The organism is Streptomyces sp. LZ34 (assembly GCF_053890475.1).
On sequence record NZ_CM132680.1, the window covers coordinates 2,790,365 to 2,812,981 of the forward strand.

Below are 22,617 nucleotides of genomic sequence, written 5' to 3' on the forward strand. Positions count from 1 at the left end.
GGGCCCCTGCAGAGCGGCTGGCACAAGGGTGGGGAGCCGGAGAAAATCCGGCTCCCCACCCTTGTGTGGCGTCTCGGATCAGACCGTGATCAGGGCCTCCAGGGGCGCGCTGTCGAGCGCGGGGAGGAGGCGGCTGCGGCCGTCGAGGAAGCCGAGCTCCAGCAGGACCGCGACCCCGGCGACCGCCGCGCCGGCGCGGCGGATGAGCCGCAGCGAGGCCTCGGCGGTGCCGCCGGTGGCGAGCACATCGTCGATCACCAGAACCCGGTCGCCGGGCTCCAGCGCATCGGTGTGGATCTCGATCTCCGCGGTGCCGTACTCCAGCTCGTACGCCTGGCCCAGGGTCGCTCCGGGGAGCTTGCCCGCCTTGCGCACGGGTACGAAGCCGATCCCGGCGCGCACGGCGGCCGGGGCGGCCAGGATGAAGCCGCGCGCCTCCAGGCCCACGACCTTGGTGGCGCCGTGCTTGGCGCACAGCTCGGCGAGCGCGTGGGTCAGCGCGCCGAAGGCGGCGGCGTCGGCGAGCAGCGGGGTGATGTCCTTGAAGATCACCCCCGGCTTCGGGTAGTCCGGCACATCCAGGATCCGGCTGAGCAGCAGCCCGCGCAGCTCCTCGCCGTCGAGACCGCCGAGGCCCCCGGTTGCGGGATTCGTCGTCCCGGCGCTCATCGGCGCTTCCCCGACGGTCGGCCGCGGCCTCGGCCGCGCGAGGCCGGCTGGCGGCGCTGGCCCGCGCCCGCCGCCGCGGGGGTGGGCGGGTCGCCGTCCTCGGCGGGCGGCGGGGTGACATCCTGCGGCTTCTGCTCGGCATCGGTGTCGGTGTCGGTCTTGGCCGCGGCGCGCTTGGCGCGCACCCGCTTGGCCAGGGCCTTCATCTGCGGCTCGCGCTCCTTGAGGTCGGCCACCAGCGGGGTGGCGATGAAGATCGAGGAGTACGCACCGGCCGCGAGACCGACGAACAGCGCCAGCGAGATGTCGTTGAGCATGCCCGCGCCGAGCGCGCCGCCGCCGATGAACAGCAGGGCGCCGACCGGCAGCAGCGCCACGACCGTGGTGTTGATGGAACGCACCAGGGTCGAGTTGAGGCTGCGGTTGGCGATCTCGCTGTAGGTGAAGCGGGTCTGCTTGGTGAGGTCCTTCGACGCTTCCTTGAGACCGTCGAAGACGACGACGGTGTCATAGAGCGAGTAGCCGAGGATGGTCAGCAGACCGATCACGGTACCCGGGGTGACCTCGAAGCCGACCAGCGCGTACACCCCGACCGTGATGGTGAGGTCGTGGATGAGCGCGATCAGCGCGGCGAGCGCCATGCGCCATTCGAAGGCGATGGCGAGATAGATCACCACCAGGACCATGAAGATCGCCAGACCCTGCCAGGCCTTGCTGGCGATCTCCTCGCCCCAGCTGGGTCCGACCAGCTGCGTTTCGATCTCGCTGGTCTTGACGTCCAGCTCCTTGGCAAGCTTCTCCTGGACCGGCAGGGCCTCCTTGGTGCCCAGCTCGCTGATCTGGATCCGCAGCCCGCCACGGCCGAGCTCCTGGACGACCGCGGTGTGGCCGCTGGACGCCGACTCCGCCACCTCGCGCGCCTGGGAGGCCGACACGCTGGTCTTGGGGGTCTCGAAGACCGCTCCGCCGGAGAACTCGATGCCCAGGTTGAGCCCGCGCACCGCCAGGCCCACGATCGCCGTGATGGTGATCAGTATCGAGATGCCGTACCAGAGCTTCCGCTTGCCGACGAAGTCGTAGCCGACCTCGCCTCGGTAGAGCTTGGCGCCGAGAGTGCCGAGTCGCGACATCTCACGCCTCCTTCGGGTCGGCGGGGGCGGGGGCGGTGGTGCGGCGGCTGCGGCGCAGCGGCGGCTTGGCGCCCAGGCGCTGCGGATCCAGGCCGGACCACGGGTGACCGCTCGCGAAGAACTTACGCCGGGCGAGGATCGTCATCAGCGGCTTGGTGAACAGGAACACCACCACGACGTCCAGCAGCGTGGTGAGGCCCAGCGTGAAGGCGAAGCCCTGCACCTTGCCGACCGTCACGATGTAGAGCACCGCGGCCGCGAGGAAGGACACGAAGTCGGACACCAGGATGGTGCGCCGGGCGCGCGGCCAGCCGCGCTCGACGGCCGGGCGCAGTGTGCGGCCCTCGCGGATCTCATCCCTTATGCGCTCGAAGTACACGATGAAGGAGTCGGCCGTGATACCGATCGCGACGATCGCGCCACAGACGGCCGGCAGGTTCAGCGCGAAGCCGATGCCCGGGCCGAGCAGCACCATGATCGTGTACGTCAGGGCCGCGGAGACCGCGAGGCTGGCCAGGGCGATCAGTGCCAGACCCCGGTAGTAGACGACCAGGTAGACCACCACGAGCGCGAGGCCGATGGCGCCCGCGATCAGACCGGCCTCCAGCTGCTCGCCGCCGAGCGCGGCGGAGACGGTGGTCTCGTCGGCGATGTCGAACGACAGCGGCAGCGCGCCGTAGGACAGGACGTTGGCCAGCTCCGAGGTGTTCTTCTGGTTGAAGTCCGGGCCGGAGATGGTGGCCCGGCCGCCCACGATGGACTCGTCGACCTTGGGGTCGGAGTAGACCTCGCCGTCCAGCACGATCGCGAACTGGTTCTGCGGCGGCTGCTGGGTGGCCAGCTTGCCGGTCACGTCGGCGAACTTCTTGCCGCCCTTGCCGGTGAAGTTCAGCTGGACGATCCAGCCCTGGCCGCTCTGGCTCTCGTAGACGGACGAGGCGTCCTTGACGTCGGTGCCCTCGACCTGGGACGGGCCGAGGATGAACTTGCGCGAGCCGTCCCGGTCACAGGCGACGACGGAGTCGCTCGGCTTGACGGCGGCGGCCTTCTCCCGCGCCTTGGCCCGGTCCGCCGGGGTGGTGCACACCAGGTCCGCGAGCTGCTTGGTCAGATCGTCGGCCTTGGAGGAGTCGCTCTTGGGGCTCTCGGTCGCCTTGGGGCTCTCAGGCGCCTTGGGGCTCTTGGAGGCGCTCGGGCTCCCCGAGGCGCTCGGCGTCTCGTCGGCCTTCAGACCCTCGGAGACGGCCCGCCCCTGGCTGCTGCCGGAGGCGCTCGGGCTGCCTGTGGCGCTCGGGCTGCCCGTGGCGCTCGGGGTGGACGACGCCTTGCCCTTGCTGTCGCTCTTGTCGGCGCTCTTGCCCTTGCCGGTCGCGGTCGGCGTGGGGCTGGTGGTGGGCTCGGTCTTCTTGCCGTCGGTGTAGGTCACCACGGGGCGGAAGTAGAGCTGGGCGGTGGTGCCGACCTGCGTACGGGCCTGTTTCGCGTCCATCCCCTTGGGGATGTTCACGATGATGTGCTTGTCGCCCTGCGTCTGGACCTCGGCCTCGGACACACCCAGACCGTTGACCCGCCGCTCGATGATGTTGACGGCGGTGTTCATGTTGTCCGAGTTGATCGCGTTGGGCTTGCCCGGTTGGTTCTTGGCCTCCAGCGTGAAGCTGGTGCCGCCCGCCAGGTCGATGCCCAGCCGTGGCTTGGTGTGACCGGAGATGAACATCCCCGCGGTGAGCGCCACGATGGCGACCAGGATCGCGACCAGGGCGCGCCCGGGCCTGCCCTGTGACCCGGAGGACCTGCGGCCCTTCTTCGGTGCTGCCACCTTCTCGTAATCTCCCTGTCCAACCGCCTGGCATCGGGTGTGCGCCGGGCGGCCACGAAGTCTTGTGGGACTAACCCCCGCCGGAGCCTAGACCGTCCGGGAACCGCGGCGCGCCGAGCGGTGGCACGCCACGGTTCCCGGAGCAGTACTACTTGGCGTCGGCTTCGCCGTCCCGCTTGTCCTCCTTCGGCGCGTCGGCCGCGGCCGCCGGCTTGCTGAGGTCGGTCTTCTTGTCCCCGTCCGCCGCCTCGGCGTCGACCGTCTCGTCCTCGGCCGCCTCGTCCTCGGCTTCGGTGAGCGAGGAGGCGTCGTCGGGGACGACAGGGGTGTCGTCGTCGGCCGCGTCAGGGTCGATCCCGTGCACGATCCGGTTGTACTCGGCGTCGTCGAGGACGGCTCCCACCGCGTTCTTCGCGTAGAAGGCGTGCACGCCGGGAGCGACCTCGAGGAGGACGGCGTCGTCGTGGACCTCCTTGACCGTGGCGTACATACCGCCGATGGTCCGCACACCGGAGCCCGGCCCCATCTGGTCACGCATGTTCGCGGCCTGGCGCTGCTTGTTCTTGGCCGACCGGGTCATCAGGAACATGGCCCCGATGAGCACGATAAACGGCAGGAGAGTCATATACACGGGACGGAAATTCCTTCACATGACCGCGGGGACGCGGCCTGGACTATGGGGTGGTCATGCCGCACCGGACCCGGACACGGCATACGAACGGCATCGGCGGAGTCTAAGCGAGCCCGCGCCTATGGAACAACGCCCGGCGCGGCATGTGGGTTCCTGACCCGACCATAATCGGCTATGAGCCGGCTCGGGCCGTCTCAGGCCGTCTCAGCCCTCGAAGAGCCCCTGCTGGGCCGCGCCGCCCTGCTGCGGCGGGGCCAGCCCCAGGTGGGTCCAGGCCGCGGGCGTGGCGACCCGGCCCCTGGGCGTGCGGGCCAGCAGCCCCTCGCGCACCAGGAAGGGCTCGGCGACCTCCTCGACCGTCTCCCGCTCCTCCCCCACCGCGACCGCCAGCGTCGACAGGCCGACCGGGCCCCCGCCGAACAGCTTGAGCAGGGCGGTCAGCACCGCGCGGTCCAGCCGGTCCAGGCCGCGGCCGTCCACGTCGTACACGGCCAGGGCACGGGCCGCGATCTCGCGGGTGATCATGCCGTCCGCCTTGACCTGAGCGTAGTCGCGCACCCGGCGCAGCAGGCGGTTGGCGATGCGCGGGGTGCCGCGGGAGCGCCCGGCGATCTCGCCCGCGCCCTCCGGCTCGATGGCGACGTCCAGGAGCCCGGCGGAGCGGTGGATGACGCGCTCCAGCTCGGCCGGGGCGTAGAACTCCATGTGGCCGGTGAAGCCGAAGCGGTCGCGCAGCGGGGGCGGCAGCAGTCCGGCCCGGGTGGTGGCGCCGACCAGGGTGAAGGGCGGCAGCTCCAGGGGGATGGCAGTGGCGCCGGGGCCCTTGCCGACGATCACATCGACGCGGAAGTCCTCCATCGCCATGTACAGCATCTCCTCGGCGGGCCGGGACATGCGGTGGATCTCGTCGAGGAAGAGCACCTCGCCCTCGGCGAGCGAGGACAGGATCGCGGCGAGGTCGCCGGCGTGCTGGATGGCGGGGCCTGAGGTGATCCGGATGGGGGCGCCCATCTCGGCGGCGATGATCATCGACAGGGTGGTCTTGCCCAGTCCGGGCGCACCGGACAGCAGCACGTGGTCGGCCGTCCCGCCACGCTGCCGGGCCGCCTTGAGGACCAGGTCCAGCTGCTCGCGGACCCGCTCCTGGCCGACGAACTCGCCCAGGTCCTTGGGGCGCAGTGCGGCCTCGACCGCCTGGTCCTCGCCGTCGGCGTCGGCGCCCACCAGCCGGCCGGTGCCGGCGTCGTCGGCGGTGTCCGGTGCGGTCTCGTCCCAGTTCACGGAAGTCTCGCCTCGCGATGTCGTATCGGGCAGTGCGGCCGGGCGCACGGGGCGGTCGCCGGGCCCGGTTCAGGGTCTTCGGGCGGCCTGCGGTCAGCGGGCCCGGTTCAGGGTCTGCAGGGCGGCCCGCAGCAGCTGCGGCACCTGCGGGTCCCCGCCCGCGGCCACGGCGGCCTCGGCCTGCGGGGTGACGGCCGTGACTGCGTCCTCGGCCTCCCTCGGCGCGTATCCGAGGCCGACGAGGGCGGTGTGCAGCTGGTCGCTCCAGCCCGGGGCGGCGGCGGCCACCGCGGCGGGGCGGCCCACCGGCGCGCCGAGCCGGTCCTTCAGCTCGAGCAGCAGCCGCTGCGCGCCCTTCTTGCCGATGCCGGGGACGGCGGTCAGCGCCTTCTCGTCGCCGATGGCGACGGCGAGCCGCAGCGCGTCGGGCGAGTGGACGGCCAGCATGGCCTGGGCGAGCCGGGGCCCGACCCCGCTGGCCGTCTGTAGCAGCTCGAAGACCTGGCGCTCGTCGTCGTCCGCGAAGCCGTAGAGGGTGAGCGAGTCCTCACGGACCACGAGGGAGGTGGCCAGCCGGGCCGGCTGGCCGACGCGCAGCCCGGACAGCGTGTTCGGGGTGCACTGGACGGCCATGCCGACCCCGCCGACCTCGACGACGGCGGTGTCCGGGCCGACGGCCGCGACCGGGCCGGAGACGAACGCGATCATGAAATACGGCCTTTCGTGGTGCGGTGGGCGGCGACGGCCTGCTGGAGCCGGTTCATCGCGGGCGCCCGCCAGATGTGGCAGATGGCGAGGGCCAGCGCGTCGGCCGCGTCGGCGGGTTTCGGTGGGGCGTCGAGCCGCAGCAGCCGGGTGACCATCGAGCCGACCTGCGCCTTGTCGGCGCGCCCGGACCCGGTCACGGCCGCCTTGACCTCACTGGGCGTGTGCAGCGCGACCGGCAGCCCGCGGCGGGCGGCGCAGAGCATCGCGACCGCGCTCGCCTGGGCGGTGCCCATGACGGTCTGCACATTGTGCTGGCTGAACACCCGCTCCACCGCCACGATTTCGGGCCGGTGGGCCTCCAGCCACTCCTCCAGGCCACGCTCGATGAGCACCAGGCGATCGCCGATCGGGGCGTCCGCCGGAGTCCGTATGACGCCGACTCCGAGCATGCGCAACGGCCGGCCCGCGACCCCGTCGACCACGCCGACACCGCACCGGGTCAGCCCCGGGTCCACGCCCAGCACCCGCACCGCGCCCCTCCCCACTCCGCTGTCGATCACCTGCTCGGCAGACTAGCGGGCGCCACTGACAGCGACGGGCCGGTGGGGTGTGTGTCCCCGCCGGCCCGTGCGCCGCTGGTGTTGCCTGCCTCAGGCGTCCACCTTGGCCATGACCTCGTCGGAGACGTCGAAGTTGGCGAAGACGTTCTGCACGTCGTCGCTGTCCTCCAGCGCGTCGATCAGCTTGAAGATCTTCCGCGCCGCCTCCTCCTCCAGCTGGACCTGCATGGTGGGCACGAAGTTGGCCTCGGCCGAGTCGTAGTCGATGCCCTCCTTCTGGAGCGCGGTACGGACCGCGACCAGGTCGGTGGCCTCGCTGATCACCTCGAAGGACTCGCCGAGGTCGTTGACCTCCTCGGCGCCCGCGTCCAGCACCGCGCCCAGCACGTCGTCCTCGGCCAGCTCACCCTTGGGGACGATCACCACGCCCTTGCGGTTGAACAGGTACGAGACCGAACCCGGGTCCGCCATGGACCCGCCGTTGCGCGTCATGGCGACGCGCACGTCGGAGGCGGCCCGGTTGCGGTTGTCGGTCAGACACTCGATGAGCACCGCGACGCCGTTCGGCCCGTAGCCCTCGTACATGATCGTCTCGTACTCGGCGCCACCCGCCTCGAGCCCCGCGCCGCGCTTGACCGCGCTGTCGATGTTCTTGTTCGGCACGGACTGCTTCTTCGCCTTCTGGATGGCGTCGAAGAGGGTGGGGTTGCCGTCGGGGTCCGCGCCGCCGGTGCGGGCCGCGACCTCGATGTTCTTGATGAGCTTGGCGAAGAGCTTGCCGCGCTTGGCGTCGATCACGGCCTTCTTGTGCTTCGTCGTAGCCCATTTAGAGTGGCCGGACATCCGCCTGTCTCCTTCGCTTAACCCATTGCTGCACGAACGCCTGAGATCCTACCGGGACGGCATCAGCCGCAGGACCTCACGATGTCCGCGAAAAGCGCGTGTACCCGGTGGTCGCCGGTCAGTTCGGGGTGGAACGAGGTCGCGAGGACATGGCCCTGTCGCACGGCGACGGCGTGGTCCCCGTACGTCGCGAGCACCTCGACCCCCGCGCCCACGGACTCGACCCACGGCGCCCGGATGAAGACGCCCTCGACCGGGCCGCCGTCGATGCCCGCGACGTCGATCGCGGCCTCGAAGGACTCGTTCTGGCGGCCGAAGGCGTTGCGGCGAACGGTCATGTCGATGCCGCCGAAGGTCTCCTGGTCCTCCCGTCCGTCGAGGATCTTGTCCGCGACCATGATCATGCCCGCGCAGGTGCCGTACACCGGCATCCCCGCGCGCACCCGCTCCCGCAGCGGCTCCAGCATCCCGAAGATGACGGCCAGCTTGGACATGGTGGTGGACTCCCCGCCGGGGATCACCAGGCCGTGGACCTCGGCCAGTTCCTCGGCCCGGCGGACCGGCCGGGCCTCGGCGCCGGCCGCGGCGAGCGCGGCGAGGTGTTCGCGGACATCGCCCTGAAGGGCGAGCACTCCGATGGACATGGGACCTCTCGGGACGGAACGGGAAAGAGGCAGACGGCCCGCGCGGGCCGTCCGCCGGCAAGCAGTCGGTTCGTTACCAGCCGGTCCGTTACCAGCCGGTCCGTTACCAGCCGCGGTTGGCGTAGCGCTCGCCCTCGGGCAGGGTGTCGCAGTTGATGCCGACCATGGCCTCGCCCAGGTTGCGGGAGACTTCCGCGATGACCTTGGGGTCGTCGTAGAAGGTGGTGGCCTTCACGATCGCGGCGGCGCGCTTGGCCGGGTCGCCGGACTTGAAGATGCCGGAGCCCACGAAGACGCCCTCGGCGCCGAGCTGGCGCATCAGCGCGGCGTCGGCCGGGGTGGCCACGCCACCGGCGGAGAACAGCACGACCGGCAGCTTGCCGAGCTCGGCGATCTCCTTGACCAGCTCGTACGGGGCGCGCAGCTCCTTGGCGGCGGCGTACAGCTCGTGGTTGTCCAGGCCCTTCAGCCGGGCGATCTCGCCCTTGATCTGGCGCAGGTGGCGGACCGCCTCGACGACGTTGCCGGTGCCGGCCTCGCCCTTCGAACGGATCATCGCCGCGCCCTCGGCGATGCGGCGCAGCGCCTCGCCCAGGTTGGTGGCGCCACAGACGAACGGTGTGGTGAAGGACCACTTGTCGCTGTGGTTGACCTCGTCGGCGGGGGTGAGGACCTCGGACTCGTCGATGTAGTCCACGCCGAGGGCCTGCAGCACCTGCGCCTCGACGAAGTGCCCGATCCGGGACTTGGCCATCACCGGGATGGAGACCGCGCTGATGATCCCCTCGATCATGTCCGGGTCGGACATGCGGGCCACGCCGCCGTCCTTGCGGATGTCGGCCGGGACGCGCTCGAGGGCCATGACCGCGACGGCGCCCGCGTCCTCAGCGATCTTCGCTTCCTCCGGCGTGACGACGTCCATGATCACGCCGCCCTTGAGCTGCTCGGCCATGCCGCGCTTGACGCGCGCGGTGCCGGTCTCAGGGGTCTGGGGCGTGCTGGCGGGCGTGATGGACACGTTTGACCTCACTCGATGATGAATAGTGCGATGACCCCATCGTAGGGCCGTTCGATAGACAAAAGCCGCCCGGGTGCTCCCCGGACAAGGGCCAATCGCGGGCCGGTGGCCTCAGCCCCCGGTCTCAGCCCACCCGGGCCGCCAGGGCCGCCGGAGGCTCATCGTCCATCTCGAAGGCCATCGGGAACGGCGCATGGCCCGCGAGCCGGAACCAGCGCACCTTGCGGTGCCGGCGCAGCGCCCGCGCCGCGCGGACCGCGTCGTTGTGGAACCGCCGGGCCATCGGCACCCGCCGCACGGCCTCCGTCAGCTCGCCCAGCGCCGCCTCGCCCCCCGGCGCCTCCTGCACCGCCTCGACCTGCGCCCCCTCCGCGAACACCGCGCGCAGCGCCTGGCTCAGCTCGCTCTCGGCGACCTCGCGCTGCTCCTCCTCCGCCTGCCGCGCCGCGTGCGCGGCCTGGTACAGCACGATCGAGGACGCCGGATCCAGCACCCCGGCGGTGGCCAGCTCCTGCGCGACCGAGGCCCGGCGCAGCAGCTGCGCGTCGAGCGCCGCCCGCGCCGCGTCCAGCCGACTGTGCAGCCGGTCCAGCCGCCCCGCGGTCCAGCTCAGATAGACGGCGACGAGGACCAGTACGGCCGCGATCCAGATCAAAGTGGTCACGCCGCGCCAGGCTACCGCCTACGACGCAAACCCCCACCCACCCGGCGGCGCCGGGACCCTGCCTAATCCCGGGCCAGCCCCAGCCGGGCCCGCAGCCCCACGCGCTCATCGGCGGCCACCGACGCCGCCCCATCCGCCACCGTCTCGTACACCGCCAGAATGTCCGCCCCGACCGTGTCCCAGTCGAAGCGGCGCACATGCCTGCTCCCCCGCTCCCGCAGCTCCGCACGCCGCTCCGGGTCGCCCAGCAGCCGGATCGCGGCCTGCGCCAGCGCGTCCGCGTCCTCGCTCGCGAACAGCTGCCCCGCCGCTCCCCCGTCCAGCACCTGCGCGAACGCGTCCAGGTCGCTGGCCAGTACAGGCGCGCCCGCCGACATGGCCTCGACGAGGATGATGCCGAAGCTCTCCCCGCCCGTGTTCGGCGCGACGTACACATCCACGCTGCGCAGCAGCCGCGCCTTGTCCTCGTCGCTCACCATGCCGAGGAACTCCACCCGGCCGCGCATCTGCTCGGGCAGCGTGGCCACGGCCTCCTTCTCGTCGCCGCGCCCGGCGATCAGCAGCCGCGTCCGGGGCCGGGCGGCGAGGATCTTCGGCAGGGCCCGCATCAGGACCGGCAGGCCCTTCCGTGGCTCGTCGATACGGCCCATGAACCCGATCGTCTCTCCCTGCCACTCGCTCTTGGGCTCGGCGTCGGCGAAGAAGCGCACATCGACGCCATTGGGGATGACGACCGCGTCCCCGCCCAGGTGCTCGACCAGCGTCCGCCGCGCGTACTCGCTCACCGCGATCCGGGCGCTGATCTTCTCCAGTGCGGGCTGGAGGATCGGATACGCGGCGATCATCGCCCGGGAACGCGGATTCGAGGTGTGAAAGGTCGCGACGATGGGCCCCTGGGCCGCCCAGCAGGCGAGCAGGCCGAGCGAGGGCGAGGCGGGCTCATGGATGTGGATCACGTCGAACGCGCCGTCGTGCAACCAGCGCCGCACCCGCGCCGCCGAGAGGAAGCCGAAGTTGAGCCGCGCGACCGAGCCGTTGTACGGCACCGGCACGGCACGCCCGGCCGAGACCACGTACGGCGGCAGCGGCGTGTCCTCGTCCGCCGGAGCCAGCACCGACACCCCGTGCCCGAGCCGGATGAGGTGCTCGGCCAGGTCACGGATGTGGAACTGAACGCCGCCTGGGACGTCCCACGAATACGGGCAGACGATCCCGATCCTCACGGCTTCTCCGTTCCGGAGCTGTCGTCGGCCCCCGAAGCGCCACCGGCACGGGGCTGAAGATCCGCCAGCCACAGCCGCTGAAGCATGTGCCAGTCCTGCGGATGCTCGGCGATCCCGGAGGCGAACACGTCGGCGAGCTCCTGCGTCATGGCCGCGGCCTGCTCCGCGCTGGTGCCCATCGAGGGGACCTCGATCGGCGGATACACCCGCCCCCGCACGACCGGGGACGCGTCGTACCAGAGGGTGACCGGCAGCAGCAGCGCACCCGTCCTTGCCGCCAGTATGGCGGGCCCAGCGGGCATCTTGGCCGACTCGCCGAAGAACTTCACCTCAACTCCCGACGCCGACAGGTCCCGGTCCGCGACCAGGCACACCAGACCGCCCTCCCGCAGCCGCCGCGCCAGCGTCCCGAAGGCGCTGCCGCCGGTGTGCGGCAGCACCTCCATGCCCAGGCCCTCCCGGTAGGCCACGAAGCGGTCGTACAGCGACTCGGGCTCGAGCCGCTCCGCGACCGTGGTGAACGGCACGCCCAGCTCGGTGGTGACCCATGCCCCGGCCAGGTCCCAGTTGGCCATGTGCGGCAGCGCCAGCACCACCCCGCGGCCGCTCGCCAGACCGTCCACCAGGTGGTGCAGGCCCTCGCAATCGAAGCCGCCGCGGACGCGCTGCTCGCTCCAGGCCGGCAGCCGGAAGGACTCCATCCAGTAGCGCAGATACGAGCGCATCCCGGCCCGGGACAGCTCGGCCAGGCGCCGCGGGGAGGCCTCCGGGACGACGCGGGCGAGATTGGCCTCCAGGCGCAGCACGCCCTTGCCGCGCCGCTTCCACGCCACATCGGCGATCCGCTGCCCGAGCGCCGTCGCGACCGGTTCGGGGAGCTTCTTGACCGCGCTCCAGCCGAGCCCGTACAGCGCGTCGGTCAGCTTCTCACTCACCGCGTCTCGCCTCCCTGGACCACCGCCCGGTCCGCCGCGTCCGCCTCGGCGGCCTCACGGCGCACCGTCACCACGCGCTGGATCAAGGTCACCGCGCTGCCGACGGCCACGATCCACAGCGCGATCGGCAGCAGGATCTGGATATGCGGCACACCGAACTTGTGCAGCCCGGAGAAGCCGCAGGCCACCAGCGAGATCACCAGCCGCTCGGCGCGCTCGACGAGCCCGTTGACCTTGACCGGCAGGCCGATACTCTCACCCCTGGCCTTGGTGTACGAGACCACCTGGCCGCTGGCCAGGCAGAAGATCACCACCGCGCAGAGCGCGTTGTCGTCCCCGCGCCCGGCGTACCACAGCGCCAGACCGCCGAAGATCGCGCCGTCGGCGACCCGGTCGAGCGTGGAGTCGAGGAACGCCCCCCAGCGGCTGGAGCGCCCGAGTTGCCGCGCCATGTTGCCGTCGACCAGGTCCGAGAAGACGAAGAGGGTGATGACGACCGTGCCCCAGAAGAACTCCCCCCGCGGGTAGAAGACCAGGGCACCCGCGACCACGCCGCCCGTTCCGGCGAGGGTCACCGCGTCGGGGCTGACCCCCAGGCGGATGAGCAGGGCGGCGAACGGGGTGAGAACACGCGTGAAGAATGCACGCGCGTACTTGTTCAGCATGGCCTTCCCGGGGGGTCGAAACGGGCCGGGTGGTCAACAGGCCACCGGCGGGCCCATCGTAGTCACGCCCCAAGGAGCCGCCGCGCACGCGTCGGGACAGGCCTGGCCTACGTCCCGGCGACGCCCGGATGTGCGACGTATGGACGCACCGTGACCTCGGTGGAAAGCTCGAAGTATCGCAGAGTCGACCTGGAGGCGAGTCATGGGCGACAAAACGAGCACACAATCAGGGGCCGCCGGCAGGGCGGTGACGGCCGACCGGCCCAGCTCCGTGCGGAACGTGGTGCTGGTCGGCCACAGCGGGTCCGGCAAGACGACGCTGGTGGAGGCCCTCGCGCTGGCGACCGGCGCGATCAACCGGGCGGGCAGAGTCGAGGACGGCGGATGTCTGTCCGACTACGACGAGATCGAGCACCGGCAGCAGCGCTCGGTCCAGCTCTCCCTCGTCCCCGTCGAATGGGACGGGGTGAAGATCAACCTTCTGGATACCCCGGGGTACGCCGACTTCGTCGGGGAGCTGAGGGCCGGTCTGCGGGCAGCGGACGCGGCCCTCTTTATCGTCTCGGCGTCCCAGGACGCCCTGGGCATCGCGGGCGCGACCCGCATGGTGTGGGACGAGTGCGCGGCGGTCGGGATGCCGCGCGCCCTGGTCATCACGCACCTGGAGGCGGCGCGCGCCTCCTTCGAGGAGATGACCGAGCTGTGCCGGGAGACGTTCGGCGGCGACGACCCCGACGCGGTGCTCCCGCTGTATCTGCCACTGCGCGGCGAAGCGGGCCCAGATGGACACGCCCCCGTGACGGGGCTGACCGACCTGCTCTCACAGCGGGTGTACGACTACGCCTCGGGCGCACGGACCGACGCGGCACCCGCGCCCGACCAGCTGCCGCGGATCGAGGAGGCCCGCAACCGGCTCATCGAGGGGATCATCTCCGAGAGCGAGGACGAGACCCTCATGGACCGCTACCTCGGCGGCGAGGAGATCGACGTCAAGACGCTCATCGGGGACCTGGAGAAGGCCGTCTCCCGCGGCTCGTTCCACCCCGTGCTGGCGGCCGCGCCCGCCCCCGAGGGATCGAAGCAGGGCCTGGGCACCACCGAGCTGCTCGAGCTGATCACCGGCGGCTTCCCGACCCCCCTGGAGCGGGAGGCGCCCGCCGTCACCACCCCGGAGGGCAAGCCCTGCCCGCGGCTGACCTGCGACCCCGATGGCCCGCTGGCCGCCGAGGTCGTCAAGACCTCCTCGGACCCGTATGTCGGCCGGATCTCGCTGGTGCGGGTCTTCTCCGGGACGCTGCGCCCGGACGAGACCGTCCATGTGTCCGGGCACGGCCTGGAGGACCGCGGCCATGAGGACCACGACGTGGACGAGCGGGTCGGCGCCCTGTCCACGCCGTTCGGCAAGGCGCAGCGCATGCTCAACCAGGCCATCGCGGGCGATCTGGCCTGCGTCGCCAGGCTCAACCGCGCCGAGACCGGGGACACCCTCTCGGCCAAGAACCAGCCGCTGCTCATGGAGACCTGGGAGATGCCCGACCCGCTGCTGCCCGTCGCGATCCGGGCGCACAGCAAGGCGGACGAGGACAAGCTCTCCCAGGGGCTGGGGCGGCTGGTCGCCGAGGACCCGACGATGCGCCTGGAGCAGAACCAGGACACCCACCAGGTGGTGCTGTGGTGCCTGGGCGAGGCCCACATGGACGTCGCGCTGGAGCGGCTGCGCTCCCGGTACGGCGTGCAGGTGGACGCGGTGCCGTACAAGGTGTCGCTGCGCGAGACGTTCGGGGCCCGGTCCGCCGGGCGCGGGCGGCACGTCAAGCAGTCGGGCGGGCACGGACAGTACGCGATCTGCGAGATCGAGGTGGAGCCGCTGCCCGAGGGCTCCGGCATCGAGTTCGTGGACAAGGTCGTCGGCGGGGCGGTGCCCCGGCAGTTCATCCCGTCCGTCGAGAAGGGCGTGCGCGCGCAGGCTGCGCGGGGGGTGGCCGCGGGCTACCCCCTGGTCGATGTGCGGGTGACCCTGCTGGACGGCAAGGCACACTCGGTGGACTCCTCCGACGCCGCCTTCCAGACGGCGGGCGCGCTCGCGCTGCGGGAGGCCGCCGCCGACACCCGGATCCATCTGCTGGAGCCGGTGGTCGAGGTGTCGGTGCTGGTGTCCGACGAGTACGTCGGCGCGGTGATGAGCGATCTGTCGGGGCGGCGCGGCCGGGTCGTGGGCACCGAGCAGTCGGGCGGCGGCCAGACCCTGATCCGGGCCGAGGTCCCGGAGATCGAGATCGGCCGCTACGCGGTCGACCTGCGGTCGCTGTCGCACGGCACCGGACGGTTCAACCGCTCCTACGCCCGGCACGAGCCGATGCCCACTCAGGTGGCCGACCGGATCCGGGAACAGGCCGAGGCCTGAGGCATCTTCGCCGAGCGCCCGCCCCAACTCGCTTGGGGCGGGCGGTTGTCCACAGGCCGGCAGGTGCGGCCGGGGCGGTTGTCGGCGGCGGGGGGCGGTTGTCCACAGGGAAGCGACGCCCTGGCGACAGGGACCGCACACCCCCGATACGCTGAGGTCGCAGCTCAAGCAGCATGCGGTATTGGGGGCGTTGGTGACGGCGGACGTATTCGACTTCAGCCCGGGGGCGCAGATCCCGCTCTCCGGTGCGGCAGGACAGACCGCGGCGACGCAGGCGCTCGCCTCGGCCGCCTACCGCGACAGCCCGGTGGCCAAGCTTCTCGACGCCAACTCGGAGTGGACGGTCTCCGAGGTCAAGCCACCGAAGATCTCTCTGTTCGAGCCCAACCTGGGCGAGGCGTTCTCGCGCGCGGTGCAGCTGCGGATGCTCGGCGGCGGCCGCGGCCAGGTGGTCCAGTCCTTCGGCATGGAGCCGCAGACGGTGGTCGAGCACTGCCTGGCCGCCAACCGCATCCGCAAGACCCGGGACGCCCGGCTCACCGCCGTCATGGTGATCTTCGGGCTGCTCTTCCTCCCCGGGGTGCTGCTGTGGCTCGGCACCTTCCAGCTGCGGCGCACCATCGCCGGATCCCAGGACAAGCGGATGGGGGCGCTGGGCACCCTCCTACTGGCAGCGCTCGCCGTGGTGACCCTCATCTTCCTGATCAAGCTCCCCTTCGACGGGTTCCTGGGCCTCTATCTACGCGGCGTGGTCGTCGCCCCCGTCATCGGGTGGTACGTGGCCAAGCAGATCAGCGAGCGCACGGCCAAGAGTCTGCGGGAGGCCTGGAGCGGCCTGCTCTCGGGCGGCGGGATCGGTGCCAAGGTCCCCGAGACGGTGCCGAACCACCCGGGCCAGACCTCGGCCGAGGAGCTGCGCAAGGCGCTGCACAAGCTCACCGCCGAGCAGTACAGCAATATCGTCTTCTACGCCGGCCCCAAGGGCATACTCGGCATGGGCACGCGCTGGGGCAGCTGGCAGCTCGCCGAGGACCTGGTGTCGGCCGACCCGGACAAGGAGATCGACCCCTTCCGCAGCTGGGACGTGATACGGGCGATCCACGACCAGCTGCGGATGCTGGAGCGCAAGCCGCTGCACACCGGCGGCTTCCCCACCCCGTCCGTGCGCCACTGGGTGGTCTCGCCGATCGGCGAGGGGGCCAAGTCGGTGGAGCGCGGCGGCACCTCGGAAGAGGAGGGCTTCCAGATAAAGGGCGTCGAGCTGCAGCGGATCTGCGACGAGCAGCAGTTCGACGCCGGCGACCGGCACTATCTGGGCGTGCAGTTCGTCCTCTGGGACGGCCAGTTGGTGAACACCCTGCTGATCACGGTGACCCTGCTGCACAAGACGATGCGCATCGAGGTCACCGGTCATGCGCTGGGGCCTGTGCACCCCCTGTTCACCACCAAGCCCTCCGCGCCCTCCAAGACGGTCAGCAAGACCTTCAGGTTCTGGGAGACCAAGTCCATCCCGCTGCCGCTGGTGGACGCGAAGGAGGTGGTACGGCTGGCCGTCCGCGCCCCCTTCACCTGGTACCCGCCGCTGCTGGACTACCTGGGCGGCAAGCTGGTCCTGCCCGAGCCGTTCGGCCTGCGCCACGCCTGGGCGGACAAGCCCTGGCGGCACCGGTTCATGGCGGACGACGCGCTGCGCACGGCCACCCCCGTGCTGCGGGTGGTCCACGAGGCGGCGATCGGTGTGCTGAAGAACCACGGCGTGGACACCGAGCGCTTCGGCAACCGCTCCCTGGCACTCAGCGGCCAGGTCCAGGACGCGGCCCCGAAGAAGGCCGACCTCTACGACGCGTAAGCGGTGGGTGGCCCCGGCCGCGCGGCCGGGGCCGTCGCCGCAGGCGGAGGCGAGGGCTACGCCTGCGGCCAGGCGTCGGCGAGCATCCGGCGGGTGTCGGCCAGCAGTTGCGGCAGCACCTTGGTGTGGCCGACGACGGGCATGAAGTTGGTGTCCCCGCCCCAGCGCGGGACGACGTGCTGGTGCAGATGCGCGGCGATTCCGGCGCCCGCGACTGCCCCTTGGTTGAGCCCAATATTGAAACCGTGCGCACCCGAGGCGGTACGCAGCGCGACCATGGCGGCCTTGGTGAACTCCGCCAGCTCGACGGTTTCGTCGGCGTCCAGCTCGGTGTAGTCGGCGACATGGCGGAAGGGGACGACCATGAGGTGTCCGCCGTTGTACGGGTACAGATTCAGCACGGCGTAGACATGCCGGCCCCGAGCGAGGATCAGCCCGTCCTCATCGGACTTCTCCGGAATGGAGCAGAAGGGGCAGCCGTCCCCGGCACCCGGCCCGGTGGGCTTGTTCTCGCCTTGGATGTACGCCATCCGGTGGGGTGTCCACAGGCGCTGGAACGCGTCGGGCGTCCCCACTCCGATCTGCTGCTCCGGCTCACTCGTCATGCGGGCCAGCATATTCGTCCAAGGCCGATGAGGATGCGGTGAGGGGCGACCCCGTCCGGGGCCGCCCCTCGAATGCACACACCCGCGTCAGCGGGGACCGCGTCACACCTGGATCCGGCGCTCCACAGCATCAACGATTTCCGCGATCGCCTGGTCACGCGGAATGCCGTTCTTCTGCGAACCGTCCCGGTAGCGGAAGCTGACCGCCCCGGCCGCCATGTCGTCGTCACCGGCGATGATCATGAACGGGATCTTGGCGCGCTGAGCGTTGCGGATCTTCTTCTGCATCCGGTCCGAGGACGAGTCGACCTCCACCCGCAGACCCTTCGCCTTGGCCTCCGCCGCGAACTCCTCCAGATACGGCACATGGCTGTCGCCGATCGGGATGCCCACCGCCTGGACCGGGGCGAGCCAGACCGGGAAGGCGCCCGCGTAGTGCTCCAGCAGCACCGCGAAGAAGCGCTCGATGCTCCCGAACAGGGCCCGGTGGAGCATGATCGGCTGCTGCCGCGAGCCGTCCGCCGCGGTGTACTCCAGCTCGAACCGGGCGGGCTGGTTGAAGTCGACCTGGATGGTCGACATCTGCCAGGTCCGGCCGATGGCGTCCTTCGCCTGGACCGAGATCTTGGGCCCGTAGTAGGCCGCGCCGCCCGGGTCCATGACCAGCTCCAGGCCCTGCTTCTCGGCGGCCTGCCGCAGCAGGTCGGTGGCCTCGGACCACTGCTCGTCCGACCCGATGAACTTGTCGCTGTCGTCCCGGGTGGACAGCTCCAGGTAGAAGTCGCTCAGGCCGTAGTCGCGGAGCAGATCGAGCACGAAGGTGAGCAGGGAGTCCAGCTCGTCCGGCGCCTGCTCCCTGGTGCAGTAGATGTGCGAGTCGTCCTGGGTGAAGCCGCGGGCCCGGGTGAGGCCGTGGACGACGCCCGACTTCTCGTAGCGGTAGACCGTGCCGAACTCGAACAGCCGCAGCGGCAGCTCACGGTAGGACCGCCCGCGCGCCTTGAAGATCAGGTTGTGCATCGGGCAGTTCATGGCCTTGAGGTAGTAGTCCTGCCCCTCGAACTCCATGGGGGGGAACATGCCCTCCATGTAGTGCGGCAGGTGCCCCGAGGTCTCGAACAGCTTCGCCTTGGTGATGTGCGGGGTGTTGACGAACTCGTAGTCGGCCTCTTCGTGCCGCTTCCGCGAGTACGCCTCCATCTCCCGGCGGATGATCCCGCCCTTGGGGTGGAACACCGCGAGGCCCGACCCCAGCTCGTCGGGGAAGGAGAACAGGTCCAGCTCGGAGCCCAGCTTGCGGTGGTCGCGCTTCTCGGCCTCCACCAGGAAGTCCAGATACGCCTTGAGCTCGTCCTTGGTCGGCCAGGCAGTGCCGTAGATCCGCTGCAGCTGCGGGTTGCGCTCACTGCCCCGCCAGTACGCGGCGGCGCTGCGCATCAGCCTGAACGCCGGGATGTTCCGGGTGGTGGGCAGGTGCGGCCCCCGGCACAGATCCTTCCAGCACAGCTCGCCGCTCTTCGCGTCGAGGTTGTCGTAGATGGTCAGCTCGCCGGCGCCGACCTCTGCGGACGCGCCCTCGGCGGCATCCGCGGCCGACCCCTTGAGCCCGATCAGCTCCAGCTTGTACGGCTCGGCCGCCAGTTCCTCGCGCGCGGCCTCGTCGGTGACGGGGCGGCGGGAGAACCGCTGGCCCCGCTTGATGATCTCCTGCATCTTCTTCTCGATGCGCTTGAGATCGTCCGGGTGGAAGGGGGTCTCGACGTCGAAGTCGTAGTAGAAGCCGTCCTTGATCGGCGGGCCGATGCCGAGCTTGGCCTCCGGGAAGAGCTCCTGCACGGCCTGCGCCATGACATGCGCGGTGGAGTGGCGCAGGATGGCCAGACCGTCCTGGCTGGTGATCTCGACCGGCTCGACCTCGTCGCCCTCGGCCAGCTCGTACGCCAGGTCCCTCAGCTGCCCGCCGACGCGCGCGGCCACGATCGAGCGATCGCCGTCGAACAGGCCCGCCGCCGTAGTGCCCGTGGTCACCACGCGCTCTTCCCGCTCGGAATCGCGTTGGATGCTCACACGGACGTCTGACACCGGTCTCTCCTGACTGATGGATCACTCGGGGCAGCGATTGCTGCGCAGCGTGAATCGTACCGAGCCGGAGGGCCGGACCGCGAAACGGTTACGCGGAGCGACCCTCACCAGGCCTCGTAGTCAGGGCTCGGGGTCAGGGCTCGGGGTCAGGGCTCGGGGCACCCGTCGCCGTGCTCCTCCTCGGGCCCGCCGCACGCCTCCTCGAAGAAATCCAGATTCTCCTGCAGCGACTTCAGCAGCCGGTCCCGCTCGGCCTCGTCGGCCTGCACCGGAGTGACGTCCCTGGCCCCGGTGAGCCGCCGGAACCCGCCCCGGCTCTCCAGCCTGCCGCTCACCCGGATGGGCAGCCCCACCAGATGCGCATGTCCGGCGATCCGGTAGTCGTCCTCCTCCAGCGCGATCCGCACCTGCGCCACCTCGGCGCCGGCCAGCACCCGCAGCCGGACCGTCCCGGGGCCGCCCGGCCCGGTGCGGCGCAGCCGCACCACCGCGCCGGTGACGCGTACCGGCACCGACGGCTCGGCGTGCTCGTAACGGGCGCCGGCCTCGCGGAGGGCCGGCAGGTCGCCGGGGCTGAACTCCACCGGCTCCGGCCGGGCCGCCGAGCCGTGCGGCGGTCCGGCCCCGGGCGACCACTCCAGCGCCACCCGAGCCCCCTCCGTTCCCTCGACGAGGGCGACGACGGCCTCGGTCAGCTCACGGCTCACACCCGCCTCCACGGCGGCGTCGAAGGCCTCCTGTCCGCCGGTGGCCCGCTGGTAGTCCACCGCGTCGCGCAGCGCGTACAGCGCGCGCAGCAGGGTTCCGGTGACGGCCCGTCCGTGCTCCACCGGCACGAGGACGGTCAGTTCGCGCCCGCCGGGGCCGGCCGGCCCGAGCAGGACGTGCTCCAGCCACGCCTCGGCCTCGCGGCGGTGCCGCGCGCCGTAGTAGCCCGCCCGTCCCCGGGCGGCGAGCGCACCGGCCAGCAGCGTGGCGCGGGCGGCGGCGCGCAGCCGCTCCTGCGCGGTCCAGGCGGGGGCGCCCGTACGGGGCTCTGGCACCTCGCGCCGCCAGCGGATCTCGTCGCTGGGCACCGCCAGGCCGATCAGCACGTCGCGGGCGGACGGCGCGGCGCTGCGGGCCAGCGCGGTCACCGCCTCGCCGAGCAGGTCGCCGCTGTCGGGGAACTCCCGGCTCTCGGGCACCAGCAGGCTGGTGCCGCCGGTCAGGTCGCCGGGCGGCGTCCACCGCGTGTAGCGCCCCACCGTTCCCCCGCGCCGCCGCCAGCCGTGCCGGGCCAGCAGGGCGCCGAGCACGGCCGGGTCCACCTCGTCCGGGGACGGGGCGGGTACGGCGGGCAAGGGCTCGTCGGTCGGGCGGTACCGGTCCATCAGGGTCTCCCTCCCGCCCCGACCCGGGTCATGATCTCGCAGAGCGCGCGGTCGTCGAAGATCCGCGAGGTCGGGATCCGCACGGTGGTCCGGCGGCTGCCCGTGACGGGGTGGCCGGCCAGGTTGGTCCAGTAGCAGCAGTGGCGCAGCGCGAGACGGTCGTGGCCGGCACGCACCCAGTCGTCCCGGGCACGCGGCACGATCATCACGACGAGGATCTTGTGGACCGAGACCGGGCTGCGGGCCAGCTTGGTCAGGTGGTCGTTGTCGAGGGTGAAGGAGAAGGTCGGCCCGGGCGGGCGGGGGGCGATCTGGTAGGTGGCCTTGAGCTGCACCTTGATCGTCACTTCGTCGTCGACGGTGTGCCCGCGGGCGCTGTGGCTGAGATGCCAGTCGATGCCGTGGTCGGGGAAGGGCTGCGCCAGGGAGCAGCCGGCCGCCGCCGCGACCGCGTGCAGATAGCCGACCTGCAGGGTCTCCATGCAGGCGGTGGTGGCGAGGGAGCCTCGCGGCGGTGCGATCCGCTCGGGCAGCAGACTGCTCGCCGGCGTGGCCGGGTCGGGCTGCGCGAGCGCCATGTCGTCGAGCGCCTTCCGGTATTGCCGCTTTCTACATAGGTGTTGTCTCCGCGTCAGGAGCTCGGCAAACGGCGGCGGTTCGAGCCACTCTCCACGGGTATCACCAGGTGGGGCGGGGTCGTAGGTGCCATTTGGTGAGCGAGCACGAGGAGTTGAGGCCATGCCGTCCTGGTTCGAGGGGCCTCTCGCCGCATTCGACACGGAGACCACGGGGATCGACGTAGAGCACGACCGGATCGTCTCGGCCGCGATGGTGATCCAGCGCGGGGCCGGGAGCCTGCCGGAGGTCAGGCGCTGGCTGGTGAGCCCGGGGATACCGGTGCCGGAGGCGGCGAGCGCGATACACGGGCTGACCGACGCGCATCTACAGCGGCACGGCAGGTGGCCCGCCCCGGTGATGGACGAGTTGGCGCGGGCGCTGGCCGAGCAGGCCGCGCGGGGCACTCCGGTGGTGGTGATGAACGCGCCGTTCGATCTGACCCTGCTGGACCGGGAGTTGAAGCGCCACCGCAATTCGAGCCTGTCCGCGTATGTCTCGCTGCGCTCGCTGGCCATCCTCGACCCCCGGGTGCTGGACAAGCACCTCGACCGGTATCGCAAGGGCCGCCGCACGCTCACCGACCTGTGCGCCCATTACGGCGTGGAGTTGGCGGGCGCGCACGACGCGGCGGCGGACGCCACGGCCGCGCTGGAAGTGGTGCGGGCGGTGGGCCGCCGCTTCACCTCCCGCCTGGGCACGATGACGCCCGCGGAGCTGCATGACCGGCAGACGGTGTGGTACGCGGCGCAGGCCCGCGGTCTGCAGGCGTGGTTCGCGCTCAACGGCTCGCCGGAGATCTGCGACCCGGCCTGGCCGCTGCGGCCGGAGCTGCCCGCCGCGGCGTAGGCCCGCCGGATACGCGCCGAGGCCGGGCCGCCTGCTGGCGGCCCGGCCTC

Annotated in this window: 21 protein-coding genes; 3 read left to right on the forward strand and 18 right to left on the reverse strand. The window is 71.4% G+C overall.

The annotated features are described in order from the left end of the window. Positions 1-78: 78 nt before the first annotated feature. The 14 genes from ACWY4P_RS10240 to pgsA form a co-directional block, all read right to left on the reverse strand. The gene (locus ACWY4P_RS10240) at positions 79-669 is read right to left on the reverse strand and encodes an adenine phosphoribosyltransferase (protein WP_456210031.1); all 591 of its coding nucleotides are present in this window, start codon (positions 667-669) and stop codon (positions 79-81) included. Continuing rightward, complete coding sequence (gene secF / locus ACWY4P_RS10245) at positions 666-1,799, reverse strand: protein translocase subunit SecF (RefSeq protein ID WP_456210032.1); 1,134 nt, start codon at positions 1,797-1,799, stop codon at positions 666-668. The genes ACWY4P_RS10240 and secF overlap by 4 nt, the downstream gene beginning before the upstream one ends. Before the next feature lies 1 nt (position 1,800). Continuing rightward, positions 1,801-3,618 (reverse strand): protein translocase subunit SecD, encoded by a 1,818-nt coding sequence (gene secD / locus ACWY4P_RS10250; protein WP_456210033.1) that lies wholly within the window; start codon positions 3,616-3,618, stop codon positions 1,801-1,803. Positions 3,619-3,766: 148 nt separating this feature from the next. After that, the gene (gene yajC / locus ACWY4P_RS10255) at positions 3,767-4,243 is read right to left on the reverse strand and encodes a preprotein translocase subunit YajC (protein WP_456212873.1); all 477 of its coding nucleotides are present in this window, start codon (positions 4,241-4,243) and stop codon (positions 3,767-3,769) included. A 210-nt stretch (positions 4,244-4,453) separates the two neighbouring features. Continuing rightward, positions 4,454-5,530, reverse strand: coding sequence for a Holliday junction branch migration DNA helicase RuvB (ruvB, locus tag ACWY4P_RS10260; RefSeq protein WP_456210034.1), 1,077 nt, complete (start codon positions 5,528-5,530; stop codon positions 4,454-4,456). 93 nt (positions 5,531-5,623) lie between these two features. Next, positions 5,624-6,238 carry a Holliday junction branch migration protein RuvA gene (gene ruvA / locus ACWY4P_RS10265; RefSeq protein ID WP_456210035.1) on the reverse strand — a complete coding sequence of 205 codons (615 nt, stop codon included), beginning with the start codon at positions 6,236-6,238 and terminating at the stop codon, positions 5,624-5,626. Beyond that, positions 6,235-6,768 carry a crossover junction endodeoxyribonuclease RuvC gene (ruvC, locus tag ACWY4P_RS10270; protein ID WP_456212874.1) on the reverse strand — a complete coding sequence of 178 codons (534 nt, stop codon included), beginning with the start codon at positions 6,766-6,768 and terminating at the stop codon, positions 6,235-6,237. Before ruvC ends, ruvA begins: the two co-directional genes overlap by 4 nt. Positions 6,769-6,888: 120 nt before the next feature. Next, complete coding sequence (locus ACWY4P_RS10275) at positions 6,889-7,641, reverse strand: YebC/PmpR family DNA-binding transcriptional regulator (RefSeq protein WP_456210036.1); 753 nt, start codon at positions 7,639-7,641, stop codon at positions 6,889-6,891. A gap of 62 nt (positions 7,642-7,703) precedes the next feature. After that, positions 7,704-8,285 (reverse strand): pyridoxal 5'-phosphate synthase glutaminase subunit PdxT, encoded by a 582-nt coding sequence (gene pdxT, locus ACWY4P_RS10280; protein ID WP_456210037.1) that lies wholly within the window; start codon positions 8,283-8,285, stop codon positions 7,704-7,706. A gap of 103 nt (positions 8,286-8,388) precedes the next feature. Then, on the reverse strand, positions 8,389-9,303 hold the full coding sequence (pdxS, locus tag ACWY4P_RS10285) for a pyridoxal 5'-phosphate synthase lyase subunit PdxS (RefSeq protein WP_456210038.1): 915 nt from the start codon (positions 9,301-9,303) through the stop codon (positions 8,389-8,391). Between the two features lie 124 nt (positions 9,304-9,427). After that, positions 9,428-9,967, reverse strand: a complete 540-nt coding sequence (locus tag ACWY4P_RS10290; RefSeq protein ID WP_456210039.1) for a hypothetical protein — start codon at positions 9,965-9,967, stop codon at positions 9,428-9,430. A gap of 62 nt (positions 9,968-10,029) precedes the next feature. After that, complete coding sequence (locus ACWY4P_RS10295; RefSeq protein ID WP_456210040.1) at positions 10,030-11,190, reverse strand: glycosyltransferase family 4 protein; 1,161 nt, start codon at positions 11,188-11,190, stop codon at positions 10,030-10,032. Then, the gene (locus tag ACWY4P_RS10300; protein WP_456210041.1) at positions 11,187-12,125 is read right to left on the reverse strand and encodes a phosphatidylinositol mannoside acyltransferase; all 939 of its coding nucleotides are present in this window, start codon (positions 12,123-12,125) and stop codon (positions 11,187-11,189) included. Before ACWY4P_RS10300 ends, ACWY4P_RS10295 begins: the two co-directional genes overlap by 4 nt. Continuing rightward, positions 12,122-12,790 (reverse strand): phosphatidylinositol phosphate synthase, encoded by a 669-nt coding sequence (pgsA, locus tag ACWY4P_RS10305; RefSeq protein ID WP_456210042.1) that lies wholly within the window; start codon positions 12,788-12,790, stop codon positions 12,122-12,124. The genes ACWY4P_RS10300 and pgsA overlap by 4 nt, the downstream gene beginning before the upstream one ends. 202 nt (positions 12,791-12,992) lie before the next feature. Between pgsA and ACWY4P_RS10310 the strand changes: the two genes are divergently transcribed. Continuing rightward, entirely contained in the window at positions 12,993-15,194 is a 2,202-nt protein-coding gene (locus tag ACWY4P_RS10310; protein WP_456210043.1) for an elongation factor G-like protein EF-G2, read from the forward strand. Between the two features lie 193 nt (positions 15,195-15,387). Then, the gene (locus ACWY4P_RS10315; RefSeq protein WP_456210044.1) at positions 15,388-17,043 is read left to right on the forward strand and encodes a hypothetical protein; all 1,656 of its coding nucleotides are present in this window, start codon (positions 15,388-15,390) and stop codon (positions 17,041-17,043) included. A gap of 56 nt (positions 17,044-17,099) precedes the next feature. Here ACWY4P_RS10315 and ACWY4P_RS10320 read toward each other — a convergent pair whose 3' ends face one another. From ACWY4P_RS10320 to ACWY4P_RS10335, 4 genes are all read right to left on the reverse strand, one after another. Then, the gene (locus ACWY4P_RS10320) at positions 17,100-17,660 is read right to left on the reverse strand and encodes an HIT family protein (RefSeq protein WP_456210045.1); all 561 of its coding nucleotides are present in this window, start codon (positions 17,658-17,660) and stop codon (positions 17,100-17,102) included. Positions 17,661-17,750: 90 nt separating this feature from the next. Then, positions 17,751-19,730, reverse strand: a complete 1,980-nt coding sequence (gene thrS / locus ACWY4P_RS10325; RefSeq protein ID WP_456210046.1) for a threonine--tRNA ligase — start codon at positions 19,728-19,730, stop codon at positions 17,751-17,753. Positions 19,731-19,876: 146 nt separating this feature from the next. Further along, positions 19,877-21,103, reverse strand: coding sequence for a hypothetical protein (locus ACWY4P_RS10330; protein ID WP_456210047.1), 1,227 nt, complete (start codon positions 21,101-21,103; stop codon positions 19,877-19,879). Beyond that, entirely contained in the window at positions 21,103-21,681 is a 579-nt protein-coding gene (locus ACWY4P_RS10335; RefSeq protein WP_456210048.1) for a DUF4365 domain-containing protein, read from the reverse strand. Before ACWY4P_RS10335 ends, ACWY4P_RS10330 begins: the two co-directional genes overlap by 1 nt. 160 nt (positions 21,682-21,841) lie before the next feature. Here ACWY4P_RS10335 and ACWY4P_RS10340 point away from each other — a divergent pair, with 160 nt between their 5' ends. Continuing rightward, positions 21,842-22,567, forward strand: a complete 726-nt coding sequence (locus ACWY4P_RS10340; RefSeq protein ID WP_456210049.1) for an exonuclease domain-containing protein — start codon at positions 21,842-21,844, stop codon at positions 22,565-22,567. Positions 22,568-22,617 lie beyond the last annotated feature (50 nt).

What these genes read in the sequence shown, in the direction of transcription:
- ACWY4P_RS10240 (WP_456210031.1), bottom strand. Translation starts at nt 669, where the DNA reads ATGAGCGCCGGGACGACGAATCCCGCAACCGGGGGCCTCGGCGGTCTC.
- secF (WP_456210032.1), bottom strand. Translation starts at nt 1,799, where the DNA reads ATGTCGCGACTCGGCACTCTCGGCGCCAAGCTCTACCGAGGCGAGGTC.
- yajC (WP_456212873.1), bottom strand. Translation starts at nt 4,243, where the DNA reads ATGACTCTCCTGCCGTTTATCGTGCTCATCGGGGCCATGTTCCTGATG.
- ruvA (WP_456210035.1), bottom strand. Translation starts at nt 6,238, where the DNA reads ATGATCGCGTTCGTCTCCGGCCCGGTCGCGGCCGTCGGCCCGGACACC.
- ACWY4P_RS10275 (WP_456210036.1), bottom strand. Translation starts at nt 7,641, where the DNA reads ATGTCCGGCCACTCTAAATGGGCTACGACGAAGCACAAGAAGGCCGTG.
- pdxT (WP_456210037.1), bottom strand. Translation starts at nt 8,285, where the DNA reads ATGTCCATCGGAGTGCTCGCCCTTCAGGGCGATGTCCGCGAACACCTC.
- pgsA (WP_456210042.1), bottom strand. Translation starts at nt 12,790, where the DNA reads ATGCTGAACAAGTACGCGCGTGCATTCTTCACGCGTGTTCTCACCCCG.
- ACWY4P_RS10310 (WP_456210043.1), top strand. Translation starts at nt 12,993, where the DNA reads ATGGGCGACAAAACGAGCACACAATCAGGGGCCGCCGGCAGGGCGGTG.
- ACWY4P_RS10320 (WP_456210045.1), bottom strand. Translation starts at nt 17,660, where the DNA reads ATGCTGGCCCGCATGACGAGTGAGCCGGAGCAGCAGATCGGAGTGGGG.
- ACWY4P_RS10330 (WP_456210047.1), bottom strand. Translation starts at nt 21,103, where the DNA reads ATGGACCGGTACCGCCCGACCGACGAGCCCTTGCCCGCCGTACCCGCC.
- ACWY4P_RS10335 (WP_456210048.1), bottom strand. Translation starts at nt 21,681, where the DNA reads ATGGCGCTCGCGCAGCCCGACCCGGCCACGCCGGCGAGCAGTCTGCTG.
- ACWY4P_RS10340 (WP_456210049.1), top strand. Translation starts at nt 21,842, where the DNA reads ATGCCGTCCTGGTTCGAGGGGCCTCTCGCCGCATTCGACACGGAGACC.